This is a genomic window from Lacisediminihabitans sp. H27-G8 (assembly GCF_046156175.1).
Taxonomy (GTDB): Bacteria; Actinomycetota; Actinomycetes; order Actinomycetales; family Microbacteriaceae; genus Lacisediminihabitans.
On the sequence record NZ_JAYLVL010000001.1, the window covers coordinates 714,442 to 734,491 of the forward strand.

Below are 20,050 nucleotides of genomic sequence, written 5' to 3' on the forward strand. Positions count from 1 at the left end.
GCATGCGTCACCGCGTTGATTTCGAGAAGGTATCGACGTCCGGGCTGGAGTCGAGTCCGGTCGCGTCAGCGCTGGCGGGCCTGCGGGCCAATGAGGCTCGCTACTACAGGAACAAATACGATCATGTCTTCAGCGTCGGCCCGGCGGCGGAGGAGACCGAAGCCCTCGAGTGGGCGACTCGCATCCTCGCCGAAGAACGCGACATCGTCATCTCCTCGCCCCCGCTGGAAGCGACCTCTTTCGAGGTCGGCGGCTACCGCATGGTCTATGTCTTCTATGAATCCGGCCTGTTGATCAATGTGATGTACGCGCTGGATGAGGGAGGGAAGCGGGCGGTCGGATTCAAACTCTCGGAGGGGATGGAAGTTCCCGAAGAACTCGGCACGCGATTCAAGTTCGCTCGACAGAAGTCGAAACTCGCGGGTGTGATCCGCGGCTCCTACTTCGTGATCAAGAACCGATATTGACACCGGCGAAGCCGGGGCGGGCGAGAACTGAGCACTGACGATGTGCGGTTGGAGCGGATTTCGACCCCAGGACCCGTCATCGTGCACCGAGCGTTGGGACGCCCGCTCTCTGTGGCTCAGGCTCAGCGGGGCGGCTCGTAGTCGATGCGGTGCGCGTTCTGGGCGTCGCCCCGTGGGGCCTTTGCCTTCAGCAGGGAGGCAGGGCGCAGCATCCCGCGACCGAATCGCGCCGTGATCGCATCGATGGTGTCCTCGGCCTCGCGCCAATCCTCGTCTTCGTCCCAGAGACCGATCTGCTGCCCGTCACCCTCCGTCAGCTGTTCCATGCGCACCCCGATCAGACGCACGGGGTTGTGGCGGCCGAGGGCCTCGTAGATCGACCGGACCTCCTCGTAGATGCGGCGGCCGACATCCGTCGACTCCGCGAGGGTGCGCGAGCGGGTGATCGTGGTGAAGTCGTCGTACCGCAACTTGAGCACGACGGTGCGCCCCACCCAGCCGGCCGTGCGCATCCGCACCGCGACGGCGTTCGCCTGGCGCAGGAGCTCCCTGCGGAGCTCGTCGGCATCGACGGTGTCCTGTTCGAAGGTCACCTCGTGGCCGACGCTCTTCTCCACGGATGCCGTGGTCACCGAGCGGGGGTCGCGCCCGTTGGCGAGATCGTGCAGCTTGAGACCGGAGGCATCCCCGACCGCGCGCTGGAGAGCGGCGAGTGGGGAGCGCGCGATATCGCCGATCGTGCGCAGGCCGCGCCGGGTGAGAGCCTCCTCGGTGACCGCTCCAACCCCCCAGAGCGCACCGACGGGCAGCGGGTGGAGGAACGACAGCGTCTGGTGCGCGGGCACGACGAGCACGCCGTCGGGCTTCGCACGCCCCGACGCCAGCTTCGCAACGAATTTGGTGGATGCCGCCCCCACCGAACAGGTGAGCCCGGTCTCCTCGTGGACCCGCCGGCGGATCACGGCCGCGACCTCCGCGGGGTTCCCGATCAGTCCCGCCCCGGAGACGTCGAGGAATGCCTCGTCGATGCCGAGCCGCTCGACCAGGGGAGTCACATCATCGAAGATCTCCATCACGAGCTGCGAATAGTGCCGGTACTTTTCGAAGTGCGGCTCGAGAACGATCGCTTTGGGGCAGAGCCGCAGAGCCTGCGAGAGCGGGATCGCCGAGCGCACCCCGTACTTGCGCGCCGGATAGTTGGCCGCCGTCACGACCGAGCGCATCGACTTCCCGGCGACGATCACGGGCAGGTGCGCGAGTTCCGGGCGGTCGAGCAGCTCCACGGAGGCGAAGAAGGCATCGAGGTCGACGTGGAGGATCGTCGCGGTGCTGCTGTCGACCGAACTCGCACTGACCTGTCGGTCGCGGCCGTCCTGCTTGCTCATCGGTTCGGTCTGCTCTGTCTCATGGCACGACCGAATCTACCCTCGGCCGGCGACAGCGGCAGTGGTCAGCGCAACAGTGTTCAGAGCAACCCGAGCCGGGCGAGTCGACGGCGGGCGGCGTCCTCGCTCGTGGAACTCCGGCCGAGCAACGAGCCGACGAGCACCAGGATCAGGCGCGTGGCCGTGATCGCCGGCCACCACGCGCGGCGGAGGCCGAGCATCCGCCGGTATTCGAGCGGGATGGAGGCCACCGCTCCGGCGAAGAGGATGTTGTAGAACGGCAGCATTCCGGGGGGCAGCCCCGGCTTGCGGATGAACCGCACGGCCTCGGCGACCCGATCGTCGCTTTTGAGGATGCCGGCAGTACGGAAGGCCTCGAGCTGCGAGTGGAGTTCGGCCTGCGACGCGGGAGGGTCGACGACGCCGACGAGCTCGCCCGCCTTCGTCCATTCGCTCACGTACTGGTCGGGCCCTCCCGGAATCGCCGAACCCCAGACGAGATGGCTCCCGAGGAATGCGTCGGTGAAGACGACGTGCACCCAGGACAACAGCTCCGGGTCGCCCGCGGCGTACTGGCGCTCCGCGCCTTGGGCATCGAGGTAGGTGCCGACCACCCGGTCGTGGAAGCGTCCCACCCGGTTGGACTCTCGGACCGCCATCGTCGTGTCGGAGAAGGTGACGCCGATGAGCCACTGGATGGTTCCGGAGAGCCGTCCGAGCGGATCTTCCTTGTACCTCGACCAGTCGTGAACGCCCGCCATCGCTCCGGGGTGGAGGGTCTGCATCAGCAGGGCGCGGATGCCGGCGACGAGTGTCGCCATGCCGCCGTGAACCGCCCACGCAGCGGACCCGACACCGAAGAATCCGGCATCATCGCCCTCCTCGATCTGGCTGACCCAGTCCGGTCGTCCGCTCGAGTCGCCGGTGAATGCCGAAAGCAGTCGAGACCGGAACGGGGCGGTGAGAGAAGTCACCCCAGCACGCTATCCAAGGAGTCTGGGAGTGACGTTCAGCTAGCTGACTAATTGTGCGAACGCGCCGATCGCTCGGAACTAGCCCAGCCTTGCGTGCATCCAGGCCACCGGATCGACCGGCGTCGTGCCGCCGGCCCGGATCTCGAAGTGCAGGTGCGCTCCGGTGCTTGCGCCGGTGCTGCCGACGCGCCCGATGAGCTCACCCGCGAAGACCGTATCGCCCACGTGAAGAGGCATCGATCCCACCTGCATGTGACCGTAGGCGCTCGTAATCGTCTGGCCGTCGATCACATGCTGGATGGCCACGTGGATGCCGAGGGCAGCCCATCCCGGATTGTTGGTCTCGACCACGGTTCCGGCCGCAATCGCATGTACGGGCGCGCCGTTGCCGGCGTCGTAGTCCGCCCCTTCGTGTTGGGAAGAGCAGCCCGCGCACGGCGACACCCGCGGACCGAAGCCGTCACTGATCGGGCTCGACGGATCGACAGGCCACTGCAGAGGGGGCGGAACGGTGACCCCGTAGGCATCCCGCACCACGGCGACCGGCGGGGTCGCCGCGGCGACGGTGAGGCTCTGCAGGGGAAGCGTTCGCACCGGCGGAGCCGCGGTCGCCGCGGCGTAGGCCGGCACACCGAACCCGAGGGCGACTACCACCGCGAAGGATGCCGCGGCCGTGGCCACTCCCCCGCGCACCGCCTTCACGGCACGAACATGACGGAGGTTGCGCACGGACCGCCCGTTGAGGGCTGGGAGTTCTGGACTGTGTTCGGCGGGAACCGCCTGGACTGTACGGATGGGGGCGCGCGCAGAAGCGGCGAGGGGTTTTTTCAGCAAATGAGGATCTCCGATTGTCCGCAGCAGCGCAATCGCTAGGGTGACAGCGCGGCAACGGGCGGCGACACACGAGGCGTCGCGTGGCGGTGGTTGCTTCCCGAAACGGGTGGGAAACGGGCTTTCGACGGGATCCATAACAGGTGGAATGCTCTCACCGTCGGACCGCACTACTCGTCGATACCGCGTTCAACTGTTCGGTACGAAACTCCACGTTCCCTGTGAAGGAGGGGTCAGGCGCGCGTCGCGCGTAGAGCGATCAGCTGTGGAGGATGGCCCGAAGTTTGAGGACCGTGTTCCAGTTACGGGCCGTGACGGGTGCGTCGAACTGCTTCCAGAACGACCGGGGCACCCGGGTTTGGAGGCTCCCCTCTGGCATCCACTGGTACACCGCTGCGGGGCCGACGGCGAGCACTTCGGGGGCGAGGGAGGCGGCATCCGGGAGGGACAGCGAAGGCGGTATCGAAGTGACGAAGGTGACGAAACTCTTGGAGCCGTCGGTCGCGATGTCGAGAAGCGGATTGGCATCGAGAACGTCGCAGAACGCCGCGGATCCAAGGATCAGCACGCTCGATTGCACCCCGGTCGATGCGAGCACAGCGGCCTCGATACGGGCGGCAACATCCTCGGTCGGGGGCTCGGACGAGCCGAACACCACGTTTCCGCTGCGCAGTACGGTGTGGACATCCGAGAATCCGAGGGCGTCGAACACCGACGCGAGTTGCGCCATCGGAATCGCCTTCGCCCGGCCGACGTTGATTCCGCGGAGGAGTGCGACGCTTCGGGGCATGGTTCGAGGCTAACGAAGACGGCGGGCGAAGGAACAGTCCGTGAACTGCTGTGAATTGACACACAATTCGGGAATAACACACAGGTGCATGCACTTGCATAGAACTATGACAACCATCACTGACACTCATCCCTCCTACGTCGCCGGCACCTGGGTGCTCGACCCCACCCACTCCGAGGTCACCTTCTCGGTGAAGCACCTCGCCATCAGCAAGGTGCGCGGCTCCTTCGAGCGCTTCACCGCAACCATCGTCACCGCCGAGGACCCGGCGAATTCGACGGTAGAGGCCAGCATCGAGGTCGCCTCTGTCAACACGAACCAGAAGGACCGCGACAACCACCTCCGCACCAACGACTTCTTCAAGGCCGACGAGTTCCCGAACATGACCTTCGTCTCCACGAGCGTCGTTCTCGACGGGGACGACATCACCGTCGCCGGCGACCTCACCCTCCGTGGCGTCACCAAGCCCGTCACCCTCACGGGTGAATTCGGCGGAATCGTCACCGACGGCTACGGCCAGACCAAGGCCGGCTTCGCCGCGTCGACCAAGATCAACCGCCACGACTTCGGCGTGAGCTGGAACGCTGCCCTCGAGGCCGGCGGATTCACCCTCGGCGACGACGTCAGCATCAACTTGGAGCTGCAGTTCGTCCTGCAGGCCGCGTAGTCCCCATTCCCTCAGAAGGGCCCCCGCGTCGCGGGGGCCCTTCTTCGCGTTCGCGGTCGCGCACCGGGCCGGGTCGCTCAGTCGAGTTCAGCGGTGCTGGTCCACCTCGTGGTCGGCGTGCTCCTCGGGTTCCAGCTGGAAGGTGGAGTGTGCAACGTCGAAATGATCGGCGAGGCATTCGGTGAGGGCGTCGAGGAGCTGGTCGGTGCGGTTCTCGCTGAAGACCACCCGATCAACCACGACATGCGCGGAGAACACGTTGGCCCCGGGCGTGATCGACCAGACATGCACATCGTGCACCGACACCACGCCCGGCTTCGACAGCACGTGTTCGCGGATGAGCGCGACATCCGTTCCGCGGGGGGTGCCCTGGCTGAGCACGCGGATCACGTCCCGAAGCAGGCCGAGCGCCCGTGGCACGATCAGCGCGGCGATGGCGAGGGAGGCAATCGCATCGGCTCGCTCGAACCCGGTGAGCAGGATGACGATGGCAGCCAGGATCACGGCGACGGAGCCGATCAGGTCGCCGAGCACCTCGAGATAGGCGCCGCGCATGTTGATCGAATCCTTCGCTCCGCCGCGCAGCACGAGAAGCCCGGCGGTGTTCGCAATCGCCCCGAGCACGGCCACCCCCAGCATCAGGGGAGCCTGCACGGCCGCAACCGTCGGCTCGACAAGCCGCGTCACCGCCTCAACGACCACGAATCCCACGACCACCAGCAGGATGAGCCCGTTGGCCAGTGCCCCGAACACCTCGGCGCGCCGGTGACCGAAGGTGCGCGCATCCGTGGCCGGTCGAGCCGCCATGGTCAGGGCGACCAGCGCGACGAGCAGCCCGGTGAGGTCGGAGAGCATGTGACCGGCGTCGGCGAACAGGGCGAGCGAGCCGGAGAGGATGCCGCCGATCACCTCCGCCACGAGGACGACGGCGACGATGCCGATGGTGATCAGCAGGCGCGCGCGATTCGCTCGGCCGGCCTGGGGATCCAGGCCGTGCGAGTGGCTGTGCCCGTGCGCGTCGCTCACACTGCCAGTCTAAGAAGTCACGGCTGTCAGGGCGGTCACGACCCCGTTCAGACGGGGAACACCAGAAGGGTGCTGCTCGCGGTGGCGATGAGCTTGCCGTTCGAGTCGTGAACCGTGCCATCGGCGAAGGCGGCCCGGCTTCCCGGCTTCGTGACGATGCCGACAGCGGTGAGCTGGCCGGTGTCCGCGGTGACCGGACGAAGGTAGCTGATCTTGATTTCGAGCGAGGTGTAGGCCTGGCCCTTCGGCAACGTCGTCTGAACGGCGCATCCGAGCACCGAGTCGAGCAGGGTGCAGACCAGTCCGCCGTGAACCGTGCCGATGGGGTTGTAATGCGATTCGTCGGGGTCGCAGGTGAAGGTGACCTTGCCCACCTCGACCCCGACCGGCCTCATCTTCATGAGGTTCACGATCGGCGGCTCGGGGATACTGCCGTCGAGCAGACCCTGCATGTATTCGAGGCCGGACATCGTCTTGGCGAGAGCGGCCCCGACCAGCGGATCCTCCCACGTCACCGTCCGCGATCGATCGATAGGGATGCTGCCGGAATCTGTGCTCATCGAGTGGGGCCTTTCCGTTTTCCAGCCTACGGCGGGGCGTACGGTTGTATTCACCCTGCACCACCGATGAGGACTATCGCTCATGGACGACGATACGGATGCCGCTCCGCTGCGAGCGCGGATCGCACTTCTCCGGCGCGAGGTCTACTCTCGCGAGGGTGCGGAGTCTCCCCTGGTGGACGCCATCGACCCGGACTCCGGAGCATCCCTGCGCCTGCGCGCCAATGAACTCGAACTCCGGAATGCCGAACGCCAGCTGCGGAAACTGACCCAGCCGAACGACATCCCCGACCCCCGCGTCGCCGCTGTGGTCACCACTGACGCTCGGGAAGAAGAACCTCGCTCCGAGATGCCAACGCACGAGAGAGCGGAGCCCTTCACGCGGCGGTCGCGGCCGATCGGGCTCATCGCTGCGGCCTCCGTCGTCGGGCTTCTGCTGGCCGCAGGAGGATTCACCCTCGGGCGCGTGCAGCCGCCGGAGAGCCAGCCGGCGCCTGTCGCGCCGAGCGCCAGCGCGGCCCCCAGCCGCTCGCCCGGCCTCGAGGTGCTGGACAGCGTGCAAACCCCGGACGATGTACCGGCCGTCCTGCTCGGCTCCGGTATCGCACCATCCACGATCCGATCCTTCGGCAACTTCGGGTCCACTTCCCAGGACGCCCTCACCTATGTCGCGCGCACCGTCTCCGGCTTGGTCTGCCTCGCGGTGGTGCTCCCTGACCACACGAACAGCCTGACCTGCGTCTCAGAATCGCGCTTCTCCGCCGAGGGCCTCCGCCTGCGGCTGAGCACTGCCGAGACGGTGCCGGCCCCCGATGACGAGGGCGTCGCAGAACCGGTCTACTACGAGTACTACTGGGCGAACGACGGATCGCTGAGCATGTCGTCCAATAGCCGCACCTTCGCTGTCGGGGACGGCACCTAGTGTTGCGCCGCTCTCGGGGAATTGATTCGCCTCCGCTGCGTTGACACCAGCATGGAACCGAGCGAATCGACAGCCCCGACCTACGACTGGCTCTCCCTGCAGAAACAGGCTCACCGCGAATTCGGCGTGCGTCTCGGCCAGGTGACGGATTGGGATGCTCCCACTCCCGACACCGACTGGAGCGTGCGCGACCTGGTCAGCCACGTGGTTGAGGAGCAGCAGTGGGTGCCGCATCTGCTCGCCGGCAGTTCCGTCGCGGAGGCGCAGCGTCGCATCCAGCCTCTCGGTGACGATCTTCGTGCGGAGTGGCGGCTGTACTCGCTCGCAGCCACCTCGGCCTGGGACGCCGCAGCACCGGACGCGCCGGTGAGCCTCTCCTTCGACACTGTCGCGGCCCACGAGTACCTGCGAGAGCAGGTGAGCGATGTCACCATCCACTCCTGGGACCTCGCACGGGCGGTCGGCGCCGACGAGACCCTCGACGACGATCTCGTCGCCGCAGTCTGGACGGTCTTCGAACCGCAGCGCGACACCCTCTCGGCGAGCGGCCTGTTCGCCGCACCGGTGCCACTGCCCGCCGATGCCTCCCTGCAGGTTCGCCTGCTCGCCCTCACCGGACGCGACGCCCGCTGAGGGACTAGAACCCCGCGACGGAATGCGGGATGTAGTGCTCGGTCAGCGACGCGAGCTCGGCATCCGTGAGATCGAGCTCGACCGCGGCGACCGCGTCATCGAGATGCGAGAGCTTCGTCGCCCCTACGATCGGCGCGGATACCGCCGGCTGCTGGGCCACCCACGCGAGCGCTACCTGCGCGCGCGGCACCCCGCGAGCCTCCGCGACGGATGCCACGGCATCCGCGACCCGACGGTCGGAGTCCTCGAACTGGGAGTAGAGCGTCTTACCGAACTCGTCGGTCTCCGAGCGTGAGGAGGAGGCATCCCAGTCTCGGGTGAGCTTGCCTCGGGCGAGCGGGCTCCACGGCAGCACTCCGACGCCCTGGTCGAGGCAGTAGGGATGCATCTCCCGCTCCTCTTCGCGATTGATGAGGTTGTAGTGGTCCTGCATCGATACGAAGCGGGTCCAGCCGTTCAGGTCCGCCGCGTGCTGGGCGGTGGCGAACTGCCAGGCGAACATCGAGGATGCCCCGATGTAACGGGCCTTGCCCGATGTGACGACGTCGTGCAGTGCCTCCATGGTCTCCTCGATCGGCACCCGGGGGTCCCAGCGGTGAATCTGGTAGAGGTCCACATAGTCCGTGCCGAGGCGACGGAGGCTCGCGTCGATCTGCTCCATGATGTGCCCGCGGGACAGACCGCCCCCATTGGGACCGGGGCGCATCACCCCGTGCACCTTGGTGGCGATCACGACCTCTTCTCGAGTCGCGAAGTCCTGGAGGGCGCGGCCGACGATCTCCTCGCTCGACCCGTTCGAATACACGTTGGCGGTGTCGAAGGTGGTGATGCCCAGTTCGAGAGCGCGGCGGATGAACGGACGGCTCTGTTCCTCCGGCAGGCTCCACGAATGATTGCCGCGATCCGGCTCGCCGTAGCTCATGCAGCCGAGGGTGACGGCCGAGATCTCGAGGCCGCTGTTTCCGAGAGAGGTGTATTCCATGGTCCCAGTCTGCTCCTCGGATCTCTCCCTCGCGAAACGGGTCGACCGCGCAATACCATGGGCGCATGGTGGCCCACGAGTCGAAGCCGGTCATGCATTTCGCGACACCCGCGGAATGGGAGGCGTGGCTGCTGGCGGAGGGATCGGAGTCGTCGGGCGTGCGTCTCAAACTGCGCAAGAAAGGGTCCACGACGCCGGGGATCGTCTATGCCGAAGCGCTGGACGTGGCCCTCTGCCACGGCTGGATCGACGGACAGACGAATGCCTTCGACTCCGACTTCTATCTGGTCTCCTTCACCCACCGTCGCGCCAAGAGCATGTGGTCGCAGATCAATCGCGATCACATCGCCCGCCTGGTGACCGAGGGGCGCATGCGACCGGCCGGCCTCGCCGAGGTGGAGCGCGCCCGGGCGGACGGCCGCTGGGATGCCGCCTATCGCCAGAGGGACGCCGAAGTTCCCGAAGACCTGCGCGCGGCTCTCGCGGCGGATCCCTCGGCCGCCGCCGCGTTCGCTGCGCTCTCCTCACAGAACCGGTTCGCGATCCTCTTCCGCATCGGCGCGGTCAAGCGCGCGGCCACGCGAGCGGCGAAGATCGAGAACTTCGTCGCCATGCTCGGCCGCGGGGAGACGCCCTGACCGCATCAGCCGCAGAAGGCGGAGGCGACGCGGGTCACGTGGTGACGGGAGTGCGTGTTCTGCCGGGCATCCGCAGGGCATAGGCAGAGGCTCCGGCGAAGAAGACCGCGCCTACAGCGAAGGCAACTGGGTAGGAAACGGTGTCGGCGAGAAAGCCGGCGACGAGCGGGCCGATGATCGCCCCGAAGTCGGAGAACATCGAGAAAACGGCGACCGGTCGACCTCCAGCGGCACCGGCGGCATCCCCGACCGCCGCGGCCGGGGCCGTGCCCATGAACGCCGCCGCCACGCCGTAGAGGCAGAGGAGGGCGGTGAGGGCGAGGAAGCTCGTGACGAAGGGGACGGCGGCGATGGTCACGGCAGCGACCGCGAAGGATCCGACGATCGCGGGCTTGCGGCCGACCCCATCGATGAACCGCGCTGCCGGCGCGAGCGCGACGGTCTGGGCGACCGCGGAGAAGGCGAAGGCGATGCCGGTCCAGGCGCTGGGTCCCCGAAGCACCTCGACGATCAATACGGGCACCAGCGAATTGCGCACGCCGAAGGAGGTCCAGCCCTGGGCGAAGTTCGCGATACAGGCGGCGCGGAATCCGCGGTCGCGCAACACCTGACGGAAGGGGATGCTGACGGCAGCCCCGGAGTCCGTGGTCACGGCGACCGTGCGGGGCTTCAGCAACAGCACGCCGACGATTCCCGCGACAGCAAGGGTGCCGGCGTAGAAGAAGAACGGGGCGGTGAGCGAGATCGTCGCGAGCAGGCCGCCGAGGGCCGGGCCGGTCATCCCGCCGATGAGGAACCCACCCTGGTAGAACCCGATCGACCGTGCCCGCATCGCGGTGGAGGTCGATCCGATCAACAGGGTCATCGCCGACACGGTGAACATCGCCGAACCGATGCCGCCGATGCCCCGGAGGATCAGCAGCTGCGGATAGTTCTGGGCGAGGCCGACGAGGCCGCTCGAGAGCGCGACGATTCCGATCCCGATCGAGAGGATCGCCCGCTCCCCCGCCCAGTCGATCAACCGACCGCAGAAGGGGCTGGAGACGAAACGCATCAGCGCGAAAGCCGAGACGACGGCACCCACCTCCGCGTTGCCGACGCCGAAGCTGCGCACGTAGACGGGCAGCACCGGCACCACGACGCCGAAGCCCACCATCACGAAGAAGGCGATGACCCCGAGCACGATCACATCGCGCGACAGTCGGGGCCTCCGTGCCGAATCGACGCTCACGAGGCGAGGATTCTGGCGAGCGGATGCATTACCCCAGCGTATTGCGACCGACAACGGGTTGAACCCACGCCCACCGCGTGTACCGTCGTGCCCATGAAGGCAACCAAGCAACTCTCCGACAACATGCAGTCCGTTCTCGTCGACCTCATCGAGCTCCACATCCAGGGCAAGCAGGCCCACTGGAACGTGGTGGGCACCAACTTCCGCGACACCCATCTCATCCTCGACGAGATCATCGACGCGGCCCGCGGTCTCTCCGATGAAATCGCCGAGCGGATGCGCGCACTGCACGCCCTTCCCGACGGTCGCTCCGAGACCGTGAGCGCCACGACGACGCTGCCGAAGTTCCCGGCGGACCAGGTCGACACCTCAGAGGTCGTCAGCCTCATCACGGAGCGTCTCGATGCCGCCGCGGAAACCTGCCGCCGAGTGCACGACGAGGTCGACGAAGCGGATCCCACCACCGCGGACATCCTGCACAAGGTCATCGAGACCCTGGAGCAGTACGCCTGGATGGTGAGCGCCGAGAGCCTCAAGCCGCGCAAGCGCGACGCGAAGACCGGCCTCTAGGCCCGGTCAGAGCTCCGCGGCGAGAAGGGCAACGGTGACGGAGCCACCCTTGGTCTCCTGTTCGCCGACGCGCTCGAAGCCGAGGCGCGCGTGGAACGCGAGAGACTCCGGATTCGGCGGGTCGAGGTTCACCTCGCAGGTCACCTCTCGCATTCCCTCTTCGCGTCCGAGCGCGAAGACGGCCCCGTAGAGAGCGCGCCCGATGCCAGAGCCGCGCCGCGAGCCGTCGATCACGATGCGGTCGACGTAGAGGAAATCCGAACTGCGCGAGTCGAAGAAGCGGTAGTTCTCGCTGGAGTACTCCGCGCGAGGACGCATTCCGATCACGAATCCGATGAGGGTGTCGCGGTCGCGGGCCGCGAGAGTGAATCCGGAGGCATCGAGCAGGGCTGCCATCTCCAGCTCGGAGGTGATGGGCACCGCCGGCGATGCCGCGTCGTTCAACTCCACGAGTCGCGGGATGTCGGAAGCGGTGAGAGAGTCGAAGTTCGTGTCGTCTGGGTTCACTCCCCCAGTCTGCCGTGCCAAGAGCTACTTCTCGGGTGGCTACTTCTCGGCTGGCACAAAGATCCACAGGGCGATGTAGATCAGAAACTGCGGACCGGGCAGCAGGCAGGACAGGATGAACACCAGTCGAACCACCGTCGCGCTCCAGCCGTAGCGGTTCGCGATCGCCGCACACACTCCCGCGATCACGCGGCCCGATTTCGGTCTCTTCAATTCAGCCATGAGTCCACCTTGGCCGCTTCAGCTGCACGGCGCGATGGGGTTATCCCCCGCAATCGGTCCACCGGGTGATGTAATCGGCACATGCATCGCTATCACACCACGATTCGACTCCTCATCATGCTCGTCGCCGGGGTCGCCGCGACCATTGTCACCGGTGGTTTCGGCGAATGGACCTACGCACCAACGGTCGGCTGGTGTGTGGCAGCGCTCGTGTATTCGTCCATGGTCTGGGTGCGTGTCGCGCGACTCGACCCCACCGAGACCCGGGAGCGGGCCAGCCGGGAGGAGCCGGCCAGAGGGATCGCCGACCTGCTCGTGATCCTGCTCAGCGTCGCAAGCTTGTTCTCCGTCGCCTTCGTGCTCGTTCAGGCCGCCCAGGCGAGCGGCATTGCCAAGGGGCTGCTCGCCACTCTCGCACTGGTGAGCGTCGCGCTGTCGTGGATTCTCCTCCACACCCTGTACACGCTTCGCTATGCCAGCCAGTACTACACGGCCGACAAGGGCATCGACTTCAACCAGGATCGGCCTCCGCAGTACACCGACTTCGCCTATGTCTCTTTCACCCTCGGCATGACCTACCAGGTGTCGGACACCGACATCACGAACCACACGGTGCGCGCCACGGTGCTGCGTCACACCCTGCTGTCGTTCGTATTCGGATCGGTGATCCTCGCCACGACCATCAACCTGGTGGCGGGACTGTCCCACTGAGTTTCGAACGAGACCCGGCGGCTGGCCCGGGACGGTCACGCTGGCTTCAGGCGGTCACGAAGTCGATCAGCTGCTCCACTCGGCCGAGCACCACGGGTTCAAGGTCCGCATAGGTGCGTACCTGTCCGAGGATCCGTTGCCAGGCACGGGCGATGTCCGCCTGGTCCTCGTGTGGCCAGCCCAGGGCAGCGCAGATGCCGTGCTTCCACTCCACCGAGCGGGGGATCTCCGGCCAGGCCGTCAGGCCGAGCCGGGCGGGCTTCACCGCCTGCCAGACGTCGACGAAGGGATGCCCCACCACGAGCACATGAGCGCCGAACGGACCACGAGCCACGACCTCCGCGATTCGACTCTCCTTCGACCCGGCGACGAGGTGATCGACGAGTACGCCGATCCGGCGGTCGGGGCCGGGCGCGAAGTCCCGCACGATGGCGTCGAGGTCGTCGATCCCCTCGAGGTATTCCACGACCACTCCCTCGACCCGCAGGTCAGCACCCCAGACCTTCTCGACGAGCTCTGCGTCGTGCCGACCCTCCACGAAGATGCGGCTCGGAAGGGCGACCCGCGCCTTCTGGTCCGCGACGACGAAGGACCCGGAGGCCGTACGCGCGGTGCCCTTCGCTGCGGCGACCGGCGCGGTGAGCACCACTGGTCCACCCTCGAGAAGGAACCCGCCCCCGAGGGGGAAGAGCCGCACGCCCCCGCGATAGTCCTCGAGGTGCACCAATTTGTTCTCGACCCGCAGGACAGCGCCACAGAAGCCGGTGTCCGCCCACTCGATCACGAGGTCACGCTCGGCGGCGATCTGCCGGATCGCTTGACGTTTCGATCCGCGCCAATCGCCGGCCAGGGCATCCTCGCCGTAGTCGCCGAAGCTCATTCCTGGTCGCTCACCGGTGGTGCGAGTTCGAGGAACTTCTCGTGCACCTGGGCGGAGGGAAAGGGTCCGTCGCCATCCGAATTGGTCTGGGGCTCGTCGAATTCGACCCACCACATGCGTCCACCGCCGCCGCGACCCCAGACGCCTGCCAGGGCGGATCCGCCGGAGCGAACGATGACGCCGCTCGGCTCGTCCGGCCAGGGCGCGAGTTCACCGGTCCCGGCGGCACGAACGACCACCTGTGCCCCGATGCCGAAGTCGTCAGACATCGAGGGTGCCGAGCTCGCCGATCTCGAGGACCTAGCCGTCAACGCGCTTGAGCACGTGGAAGGGGATGGCGAGGGAGACCGCGACGCTCGCGATGCCGGCGAAGAAGAGGATGCCGTGGGGCGCATCCGGTTCGAAGGCGTAGCCCATGAGCAGCATGCCGAGCAGGAAGAGCCCCAGCGCGATGACGAAAGCGATGATTTTCACGAAGGGTCCTCCTGGTGGATCGACAGCGGTGGATCCAGTCTACGGATCCACCGCTGGGGAGATGGCGCGCGCCGCCGGCGCAGGGCTACTTCGCCGTGCCCTGCGCCTCGATCGACACGTCATTCCACTCATCCCAGAGCGCGATCCGCCCGGCGTAGTCCGCCTTGGCTGTGCCGAGGGGTGACTCACCGAAGAAGATCCGCAGTGGCGGGCGGTCGGCATCCACGACCTTGAGGATGGCGCCGCGGGTGGCGACGGGATCCCCGGGAGCGGCGAAACGCTGCTTGCGCGCGGCATCGACCGCGTCGTGCAGCTCGGCGTAGTCCGCGAGCGCTTCGGAACGCGTGGAGGAGGATCCGCTCCAGTCCGTGGAGAAACCGCCCGGCTCCACCAGGGTCACGAAGATACCGAATCCGGCGACCTCCTGGGCTAGTGCCTGGGAGAAGCCCTCGAGCGCCCACTTGGAGGCGTGATAGATGCCGACGAGCGGGAAGGCCGTGATACCGCCGATCGACGATACCTGGATGATGTGGCCGCTGCCGTGCGCCCGGAGGAACGGCAGCGCGGCCTGGGTCACCCAGAGGGCACCGAAGAGGTTGGTCTCCATCTGGGCCCGAGCCTCGGCTTCGGTGATCTCCTCGATGAATCCGAAGTGACCGAAGCCCGCATTGTTGATCACCACATCGAGGCCTCCGAAATGCTCGTGAGCCAGGGCGACAGCGGCGGTCGCGGCGTCCTTGTCGGTGACGTCGAGCGCGATCGGCAGGATGGCGTCGCCGTACTTCTCGACGAGATCGTCGAGGCTGTCGGTGTTGCGGGCCGTGGCGGCGACGCGGTCGCCACGATCGAGGGCGGCGATCGCCCATTCGCGGCCGAAGCCGCGCGAGGTACCGGTGATGAACCACACTTTTTCAGACATGTACTCTCCTGTTTCTGGAGTGGGGGATGCCAGAGGTAACAGCACCGCGACGGTTCGGTATTCCCTAGGACTGCGAGCTGCCAGCCCCCACTGTGGAGAGCGGCTCCGCGACATCCTCAAGGGACTGCCGCTCGGCGTTGGTGCCGAAGATCAGGGCGACGACCCCGCCGAAGATCATGATTCCCGCACCGAGAAGATAGCCACCGGTGAGCGGACCGCGATCCTTTCCGTCTCCGATCAGGGCTCCGTAGACGACCGGACCGAGCGCCCCCGCGAGCTGGCCGAGGGAGAAGAAATAGGAGATCGCCCGGCTGCGCAGCTCGAGCGGGAAGGTCTCGCTCACGGTCAGGTAGGCCGAGGACGCCCCCGCAGACGCGAAGAAGAACGAGACGCACCAGAAGATCGTCTGCGTCGTGGCATTCAGTGCCCCCGCACTGAACAGGAAGGCGGAGACCGCGAGCACAGCACCGGCAAAGGCGTAGGTGAGGAAGATCATCTTGCGCCTGCCCCACGTGTCGAAGAGGTGACCGAGCAGGAGCGGGCCGGCCAGGTTGCCGATGGCGAAGGGGAAGAAGTAGAGCGGCGTGGATCCGACCGGCACCTGGTAGAAGTTCTGCAGCACGAGCGCGTAGGTGAAGAAGATCGCGTTGTACAGGAACGACTGCGTGACCATCATCACCGCTCCGGTGAAGGTGCGTTTGGGGTACTTGACGAAAAGCACCTTCATCATCGCGATGAATCCGACGCGACCGTGTGACTTGACGGTGATCGCCTTGCTCTCGTCGACTTCAGGAAGGTCACCGCCCTGGTGGCGCACCCGTTCCTCGATGTCGTCGACGGTCTTCTCGGCCTCGTCCTCGCGTCCGTGGCTCATCAGCCAACGCGGACTCTCCGGGATGTGCCGGCGAAGGTAGATGATCACCACGCCGAGCACGGGGCCGATGAAGAAGCCGATGCGCCAGCCCCAGTTCTCGCTGACCAGGGCCGGATTGAGAAGGAAGAGGTTAGCTGCTGCGCCGAGCGCCGCTCCACCCCAGTAGGTTCCGTTGATGGCGATATCGACCCGTCCGCGGTAGTGGGACGGGATGAGCTCGTCGATGGCGGAGTTGATGGCCGCGTACTCCCCGCCGATGCCGAGCCCGGCGATGAAGCGGAAGGCGAACAGGAACCACATGTTGGGCGAGAAGCCGGCGATCCCGCTGCCGATCAGGTAGATCAGCAGGGTGAGGATGAACATCCGGCGACGGCCGATGCGGTCCGACAGCCAGCCGAAGAACAGCGCCCCCACGACCTGGCCGACGAGGTACACGGATCCGGCCGCGCCGACCTCGACAGCACTCATGTGAAGGTCTTTGGCGAATCCGGCGGAAGCCACGATCTGGATCTCGAGCCCATCGAGTATCCAGGCGACCCCGAGGCCCACGACCACCGACCAGTGGAATCGGGTCCACGGAAGCCGGTCGAGCCGAGCCGGGACGAGACTGCTGACTTCCTTGGACGTGTCTTCCGGTCGCGTGCGCGCCACGTTTCTCTCCCTCTGCCGCGCTCGTCGACGAGCACGGCAGTGTCAACCTATGCCCGGGGAGTAATTTGGTCAGTGGGCTTGAAATCGGAGCCCGACAGGAGGATGGCTAGCGCGAGCTGAGCACCGAGAGCACGTTCCCGGCGGGGTCGAGGAACCAGGCGATGTCGGGTCCGTTGCCCCTCATGATGCCCTTGCTGTCGCTCGGCATCTGCTCATCCGAATAGATTTTCGTGGTGACCCCGCGGGCATTGAGGTCATCGACGGCGGCCTCGACGTCGTCGGTCGGAAAGTTGAGGATGGTGAAACTCGCGGGCGTGTGGTCGGGCTTCGAGTAGATGAGCACCATCGCGCCGCTGCCGAGAGTGAGCTCAAGAAAGCCCATGTCGTTGGTGGCGACGTCGAGACCGAGCGTCTCCCCGTAGAACGTGCGTGCCGCATCGATGTCATCGACAGAAAAACCGCTGAATGCGCCGGTGGTGCTGAACATGGTGCCCTCCTGGTGGCTAGCCCGATATCCCGTCCTGCCCTGTCAACACTGGCACGGAGGGCACCGATGCTGCCAGTCTTTCCACGCCGGATGTCACGGTCTCGACCATCACCTCGAAGCTCCGATCCAGGTCGTCGGGCAGGCCGAAGCCACTCCCGAGCTCGAGAACCACGAAACCGTGAAGTGCCGACCGCAGCATGCGGATGGCATCGATCATCCGCTCCGGGGGGAGATCGAACGCCCGAAGCACTGCCGCGATCACCGCGACCGTGTCGGCGGATCGGGCCGAGAGCGGAGCATCGTCGGGATCCCGCGGGTTCGCCGCGACCTGGGTTGCGGCATAGCGCCCCGGATGCTCCAGCGCGAAGCTGCGAAGTGCGTGCGACATCGCACCGACGGCATCCCGCCCCGAACGCCCGGTCGTGGCGCGCGTCAGCGCCAGGGTGAGGGATTCGACGGAGTCGACGGCGATTCCGCGCCGGAGGTCGGCGAGGGAGCTGACGTGCTTGTAGAGACTCGGAACGGCGACCCCGACCTCTGCTGCGACGGAGGCCAGGGTGAGGTCGGCGAAGCCGGCGAGGCCCTGGCGATCGACCAGTTCGATGCCAGCGGCGATCACTCCCGCCCGGGTGAGCCCGACCCTAGGCATGGGCCCAGGCCTGGTGGCCGGTGCGGATGCGACCGAGGAATTCGAGCGTCGCGGGCACCGTGATGTCCGGCCGCTGCGCGTGCGGATAGTGTCCGGCGTCCGGCACCAGCTGAGTCTCGCCCCCGATGCTGTCGATCCACGCGGCCTCGGCGGAAGGATCCGAGAAGTCGGGATCCTCTGCCCCGAAGAAGACCCGGAAAGGCGCATCGACCTCGCCCAGGCGCTCTTCGACGACGGAGTGGTCGAGTTGCAGCGCGAGGTCGCGCAGCGAGCGGAGCCGACCGGGCTCACGAAGGGAGCCTCTGAGGTCGGACACATGCTCCTCGAGCCAGGCGGCGTGGGTGCCGCGATTGATCGACCGGTAGTAGCCGGCCCAGAACGCGCCACCCCAGAGGGGAGCGAGAGCCAGCCGGAAGAGCAGGCTCATGGCGATGCGGGCGACGGCCGGCCGGGCCGGCTCCCGCAGAAAGGGGTCGTACAGCACGAGCCCGATCACGGCATCCGCACGCTCCGCCGCGGCCCAGGCGGCCGCGCTTCCGCCCATCGAGTTTCCGAGCACCACGGCCGGGCCGCCGAGCTCGTCGATGAGGGCGATGATGTCTTCGCCGGTGGCGACGTCTCCGTGGGTGTGAAAGGTGGTGTCGCTCGCGCCGTGACCGCGGAGATCGGTGACGGCGACCCGGTAGCCGGCCGCGACCAGCGGCGGAACGATTTCGCGATAGCTCGACCGCAGGTCCCCCATGCCGGGAACCGCGACCACGAGCGGGCCGGATCCCTCGACCGTGTAGGCGATGCGTCCCTCGGGACGCGGGAGGAACTGAATGTCCTCGCCGATAAATGCATCCATAGCCAAAAAGCTAATGCCATTAGCTTTTTGGCGCAAGCCCCCATCGCGACGGACTCGACTACTGCCCGTCGTCGCTTGCGCTCGCCGAGGTGTCCCCCGCCGTCAGGTCGCCCGTGCTCTGGACCGCCGATCCATCGACTATCGCCAACTGGCGGTCGATGTCGGCGAGCGGGTCGGCCGATGGACTTGCCGCCGGCGACGGACGTGGCGACGACACCACCGGGCTCGGTACCGGAGACTGCTGCACCGCGGTGCCCGGGCGAGCGCCACAGGCCGTGAGGGCGAGAGCGAGGGCAAGGCCGGCCGCGGGGATGGCCCAGCGGGAGAGCATCACGTGAGTGCTGCCTTCACTGACGCGACATCCGCCCGCGCCTTCTTCGCGGCGGCGGTCGCGGCCTTCACCGAGACGCGCGCAGCGGCGAGGATCTCGTGATTGCCGTTGAACTGCTCGGGGGTCACCGAGAGCGCGAAGGCAGAGACACCGGAGACGGATTGCTGGGCTGCCCGGATCTGGCCGGCGAGATCCGCCATCGTGGCGTCGATCTGGGGAGTGTCCTTCGAGGCGAGTGGGCCGGCGATGGCGGCGGCGAGAGTCGCCTGGGCGGACTGGAGGGCCGGGATCGCCGCATCCTCGAGGCCGGAAGCGGCCGCGAAGTACGACGCTTGCGGAATCGCGACGGCGAAGACCCGGTACCCGGTGAAGATGGAGTGATAGTCGGCGGTCGCCACCGTGAGGTCGGTGTCGGCCGCGATCTTCGCCGCAAGGGTGACCATGGCGGCTCGATCGCCATTGAGGGTGCCAAGCACCCGGTCTTTGTCAGTCGCGCTCAGGTAGGTATTGGCGGTGACCCGGGGAATGGCCTTATCCAGGGCGCTGATTCGCGCGGCGGTCGCGGCGGCCCCCAGGGCCTGCACCGACGACAGGGTTCGTGGCGCCGCCGTTGACCGGGCGGAGGGTGCCGAACGTGTAGGCCCCGAACCGGTGGCCTCTGAACCGGTGGCCTCTGAACCGGTGGGCTCTGAACCGGCGGGCGCTGCGGCGAGGGCTGCACTGCACGACCCGACGAGGAGTGCCGCGGTGACGGTGGTTCCGAGGATGGATGCTGCGAGTGATGGTTTCATGATCGTGACTCTGCACTGTCATTGTTCGGCG

27 protein-coding genes are annotated in these 20,050 nt (G+C 66.9%); 7 read left to right on the forward strand and 20 right to left on the reverse strand.

All coding sequences use genetic code 11. The features are described from left to right. Window positions 1-2: 2 nt before the first annotated feature. Window positions 3-467 carry a phage tail protein gene (locus tag VLI63_RS03410; RefSeq protein WP_409155507.1) on the forward strand — a complete coding sequence of 155 codons (465 nt, stop codon included), beginning with the start codon at window positions 3-5 and terminating at the stop codon, window positions 465-467. Between the two features lie 122 nt (window positions 468-589). Here the strand turns inward: VLI63_RS03410 and dinB are convergent, their stop codons facing one another. The 4 genes from dinB to VLI63_RS03430 all read right to left on the reverse strand — a co-directional run bounded on the left by dinB (window position 590) and on the right by VLI63_RS03430 (window position 4,447). Then, the gene (gene dinB / locus VLI63_RS03415) at window positions 590-1,852 is read right to left on the reverse strand and encodes a DNA polymerase IV (protein ID WP_409155508.1); all 1,263 of its coding nucleotides are present in this window, start codon (window positions 1,850-1,852) and stop codon (window positions 590-592) included. Between the two features lie 80 nt (window positions 1,853-1,932). Beyond that, complete coding sequence (locus VLI63_RS03420; protein ID WP_409155509.1) at window positions 1,933-2,826, reverse strand: oxygenase MpaB family protein; 894 nt, start codon at window positions 2,824-2,826, stop codon at window positions 1,933-1,935. Between the two features lie 78 nt (window positions 2,827-2,904). Beyond that, complete coding sequence (locus tag VLI63_RS03425; RefSeq protein WP_409155510.1) at window positions 2,905-3,555, reverse strand: M23 family metallopeptidase; 651 nt, start codon at window positions 3,553-3,555, stop codon at window positions 2,905-2,907. A 361-nt stretch (window positions 3,556-3,916) separates the two neighbouring features. After that, window positions 3,917-4,447 (reverse strand): DUF1697 domain-containing protein, encoded by a 531-nt coding sequence (locus VLI63_RS03430; RefSeq protein ID WP_409155511.1) that lies wholly within the window; start codon window positions 4,445-4,447, stop codon window positions 3,917-3,919. Between the two features lie 106 nt (window positions 4,448-4,553). Here VLI63_RS03430 and VLI63_RS03435 point away from each other — a divergent pair, with 106 nt between their 5' ends. Continuing rightward, window positions 4,554-5,114, forward strand: a complete 561-nt coding sequence (locus VLI63_RS03435) for a YceI family protein (RefSeq protein ID WP_409155512.1) — start codon at window positions 4,554-4,556, stop codon at window positions 5,112-5,114. Window positions 5,115-5,201: 87 nt separating this feature from the next. Here VLI63_RS03435 and VLI63_RS03440 read toward each other — a convergent pair whose 3' ends face one another. Together VLI63_RS03440 and VLI63_RS03445 are read right to left on the reverse strand one after the other, a co-directional pair. Beyond that, window positions 5,202-6,140 (reverse strand): cation diffusion facilitator family transporter, encoded by a 939-nt coding sequence (locus tag VLI63_RS03440; RefSeq protein ID WP_409155513.1) that lies wholly within the window; start codon window positions 6,138-6,140, stop codon window positions 5,202-5,204. Window positions 6,141-6,187: 47 nt separating this feature from the next. After that, window positions 6,188-6,700, reverse strand: coding sequence for a PaaI family thioesterase (locus VLI63_RS03445; RefSeq protein WP_409155514.1), 513 nt, complete (start codon window positions 6,698-6,700; stop codon window positions 6,188-6,190). Window positions 6,701-6,782: 82 nt separating this feature from the next. Here VLI63_RS03445 and VLI63_RS03450 point away from each other — a divergent pair, with 82 nt between their 5' ends. Together VLI63_RS03450 and VLI63_RS03455 are read left to right on the forward strand one after the other, a co-directional pair. Next, window positions 6,783-7,622 (forward strand): hypothetical protein, encoded by an 840-nt coding sequence (locus VLI63_RS03450; protein WP_409155515.1) that lies wholly within the window; start codon window positions 6,783-6,785, stop codon window positions 7,620-7,622. A 51-nt stretch (window positions 7,623-7,673) separates the two neighbouring features. Further along, window positions 7,674-8,255, forward strand: a complete 582-nt coding sequence (locus VLI63_RS03455) for a TIGR03086 family metal-binding protein (RefSeq protein WP_409155516.1) — start codon at window positions 7,674-7,676, stop codon at window positions 8,253-8,255. A gap of 4 nt (window positions 8,256-8,259) precedes the next feature. On the opposite strand, the gene VLI63_RS03460 is transcribed toward VLI63_RS03455, so the two are convergent. Further along, complete coding sequence (locus VLI63_RS03460; RefSeq protein WP_409155517.1) at window positions 8,260-9,237, reverse strand: aldo/keto reductase; 978 nt, start codon at window positions 9,235-9,237, stop codon at window positions 8,260-8,262. 65 nt (window positions 9,238-9,302) lie between these two features. Between VLI63_RS03460 and VLI63_RS03465 the strand changes: the two genes are divergently transcribed. Further along, a complete protein-coding gene (locus VLI63_RS03465) occupies window positions 9,303-9,875 on the forward strand; it encodes a YdeI/OmpD-associated family protein (protein WP_409155518.1) in 573 nt (190 codons plus the stop codon). 34 nt (window positions 9,876-9,909) lie between these two features. Here VLI63_RS03465 and VLI63_RS03470 read toward each other — a convergent pair whose 3' ends face one another. After that, entirely contained in the window at window positions 9,910-11,106 is a 1,197-nt protein-coding gene (locus VLI63_RS03470; RefSeq protein WP_409155519.1) for an MFS transporter, read from the reverse strand. A gap of 93 nt (window positions 11,107-11,199) precedes the next feature. Here VLI63_RS03470 and VLI63_RS03475 point away from each other — a divergent pair, with 93 nt between their 5' ends. After that, complete coding sequence (locus VLI63_RS03475; RefSeq protein WP_409155520.1) at window positions 11,200-11,676, forward strand: Dps family protein; 477 nt, start codon at window positions 11,200-11,202, stop codon at window positions 11,674-11,676. Between the two features lie 6 nt (window positions 11,677-11,682). Here the strand turns inward: VLI63_RS03475 and VLI63_RS03480 are convergent, their stop codons facing one another. After that, a complete protein-coding gene (locus VLI63_RS03480; RefSeq protein ID WP_409155521.1) occupies window positions 11,683-12,183 on the reverse strand; it encodes a GNAT family N-acetyltransferase in 501 nt (166 codons plus the stop codon). Window positions 12,184-12,222: 39 nt separating this feature from the next. Beyond that, window positions 12,223-12,405, reverse strand: a complete 183-nt coding sequence (locus tag VLI63_RS03485) for a PspC domain-containing protein (protein WP_409155522.1) — start codon at window positions 12,403-12,405, stop codon at window positions 12,223-12,225. An 81-nt stretch (window positions 12,406-12,486) separates the two neighbouring features. Between VLI63_RS03485 and VLI63_RS03490 the strand changes: the two genes are divergently transcribed. Further along, window positions 12,487-13,116 carry a DUF1345 domain-containing protein gene (locus VLI63_RS03490; protein WP_409155523.1) on the forward strand — a complete coding sequence of 210 codons (630 nt, stop codon included), beginning with the start codon at window positions 12,487-12,489 and terminating at the stop codon, window positions 13,114-13,116. Window positions 13,117-13,162: 46 nt separating this feature from the next. On the opposite strand, the gene VLI63_RS03495 is transcribed toward VLI63_RS03490, so the two are convergent. The 10 genes from VLI63_RS03495 to VLI63_RS03540 all read right to left on the reverse strand — a co-directional run bounded on the left by VLI63_RS03495 (window position 13,163) and on the right by VLI63_RS03540 (window position 20,019). Continuing rightward, window positions 13,163-13,996 (reverse strand): DUF3097 domain-containing protein, encoded by an 834-nt coding sequence (locus VLI63_RS03495; RefSeq protein WP_409155524.1) that lies wholly within the window; start codon window positions 13,994-13,996, stop codon window positions 13,163-13,165. Continuing rightward, window positions 13,993-14,265 carry a hypothetical protein gene (locus VLI63_RS03500; RefSeq protein WP_409155525.1) on the reverse strand — a complete coding sequence of 91 codons (273 nt, stop codon included), beginning with the start codon at window positions 14,263-14,265 and terminating at the stop codon, window positions 13,993-13,995. The genes VLI63_RS03495 and VLI63_RS03500 overlap by 4 nt, the downstream gene beginning before the upstream one ends. Before the next feature lie 31 nt (window positions 14,266-14,296). Continuing rightward, window positions 14,297-14,470, reverse strand: a complete 174-nt coding sequence (locus VLI63_RS03505) for a hypothetical protein (RefSeq protein WP_409155526.1) — start codon at window positions 14,468-14,470, stop codon at window positions 14,297-14,299. Window positions 14,471-14,555: 85 nt separating this feature from the next. Beyond that, window positions 14,556-15,389, reverse strand: a complete 834-nt coding sequence (locus tag VLI63_RS03510) for an SDR family oxidoreductase (RefSeq protein WP_409155527.1) — start codon at window positions 15,387-15,389, stop codon at window positions 14,556-14,558. A gap of 64 nt (window positions 15,390-15,453) precedes the next feature. Then, window positions 15,454-16,914 carry an MFS transporter gene (locus VLI63_RS03515; protein WP_409155528.1) on the reverse strand — a complete coding sequence of 487 codons (1,461 nt, stop codon included), beginning with the start codon at window positions 16,912-16,914 and terminating at the stop codon, window positions 15,454-15,456. A 106-nt stretch (window positions 16,915-17,020) separates the two neighbouring features. Then, window positions 17,021-17,401, reverse strand: coding sequence for a VOC family protein (locus VLI63_RS03520; RefSeq protein ID WP_409155529.1), 381 nt, complete (start codon window positions 17,399-17,401; stop codon window positions 17,021-17,023). Window positions 17,402-17,417: 16 nt separating this feature from the next. After that, window positions 17,418-18,050: a TetR/AcrR family transcriptional regulator gene (locus tag VLI63_RS03525; RefSeq protein ID WP_409155530.1), complete on the reverse strand. Its 633-nt coding sequence runs from the start codon at window positions 18,048-18,050 to the stop codon at window positions 17,418-17,420. After that, on the reverse strand, window positions 18,043-18,897 hold the full coding sequence (locus tag VLI63_RS03530) for an alpha/beta fold hydrolase (protein ID WP_409155531.1): 855 nt from the start codon (window positions 18,895-18,897) through the stop codon (window positions 18,043-18,045). The genes VLI63_RS03525 and VLI63_RS03530 overlap by 8 nt, the downstream gene beginning before the upstream one ends. Window positions 18,898-18,955: 58 nt before the next feature. Continuing rightward, entirely contained in the window at window positions 18,956-19,231 is a 276-nt protein-coding gene (locus VLI63_RS03535) for a hypothetical protein (RefSeq protein WP_409155532.1), read from the reverse strand. Then, entirely contained in the window at window positions 19,228-20,019 is a 792-nt protein-coding gene (locus VLI63_RS03540; RefSeq protein ID WP_409155533.1) for a hypothetical protein, read from the reverse strand. The genes VLI63_RS03535 and VLI63_RS03540 overlap by 4 nt, the downstream gene beginning before the upstream one ends. Window positions 20,020-20,050: the final 31 nt, after the last annotated feature.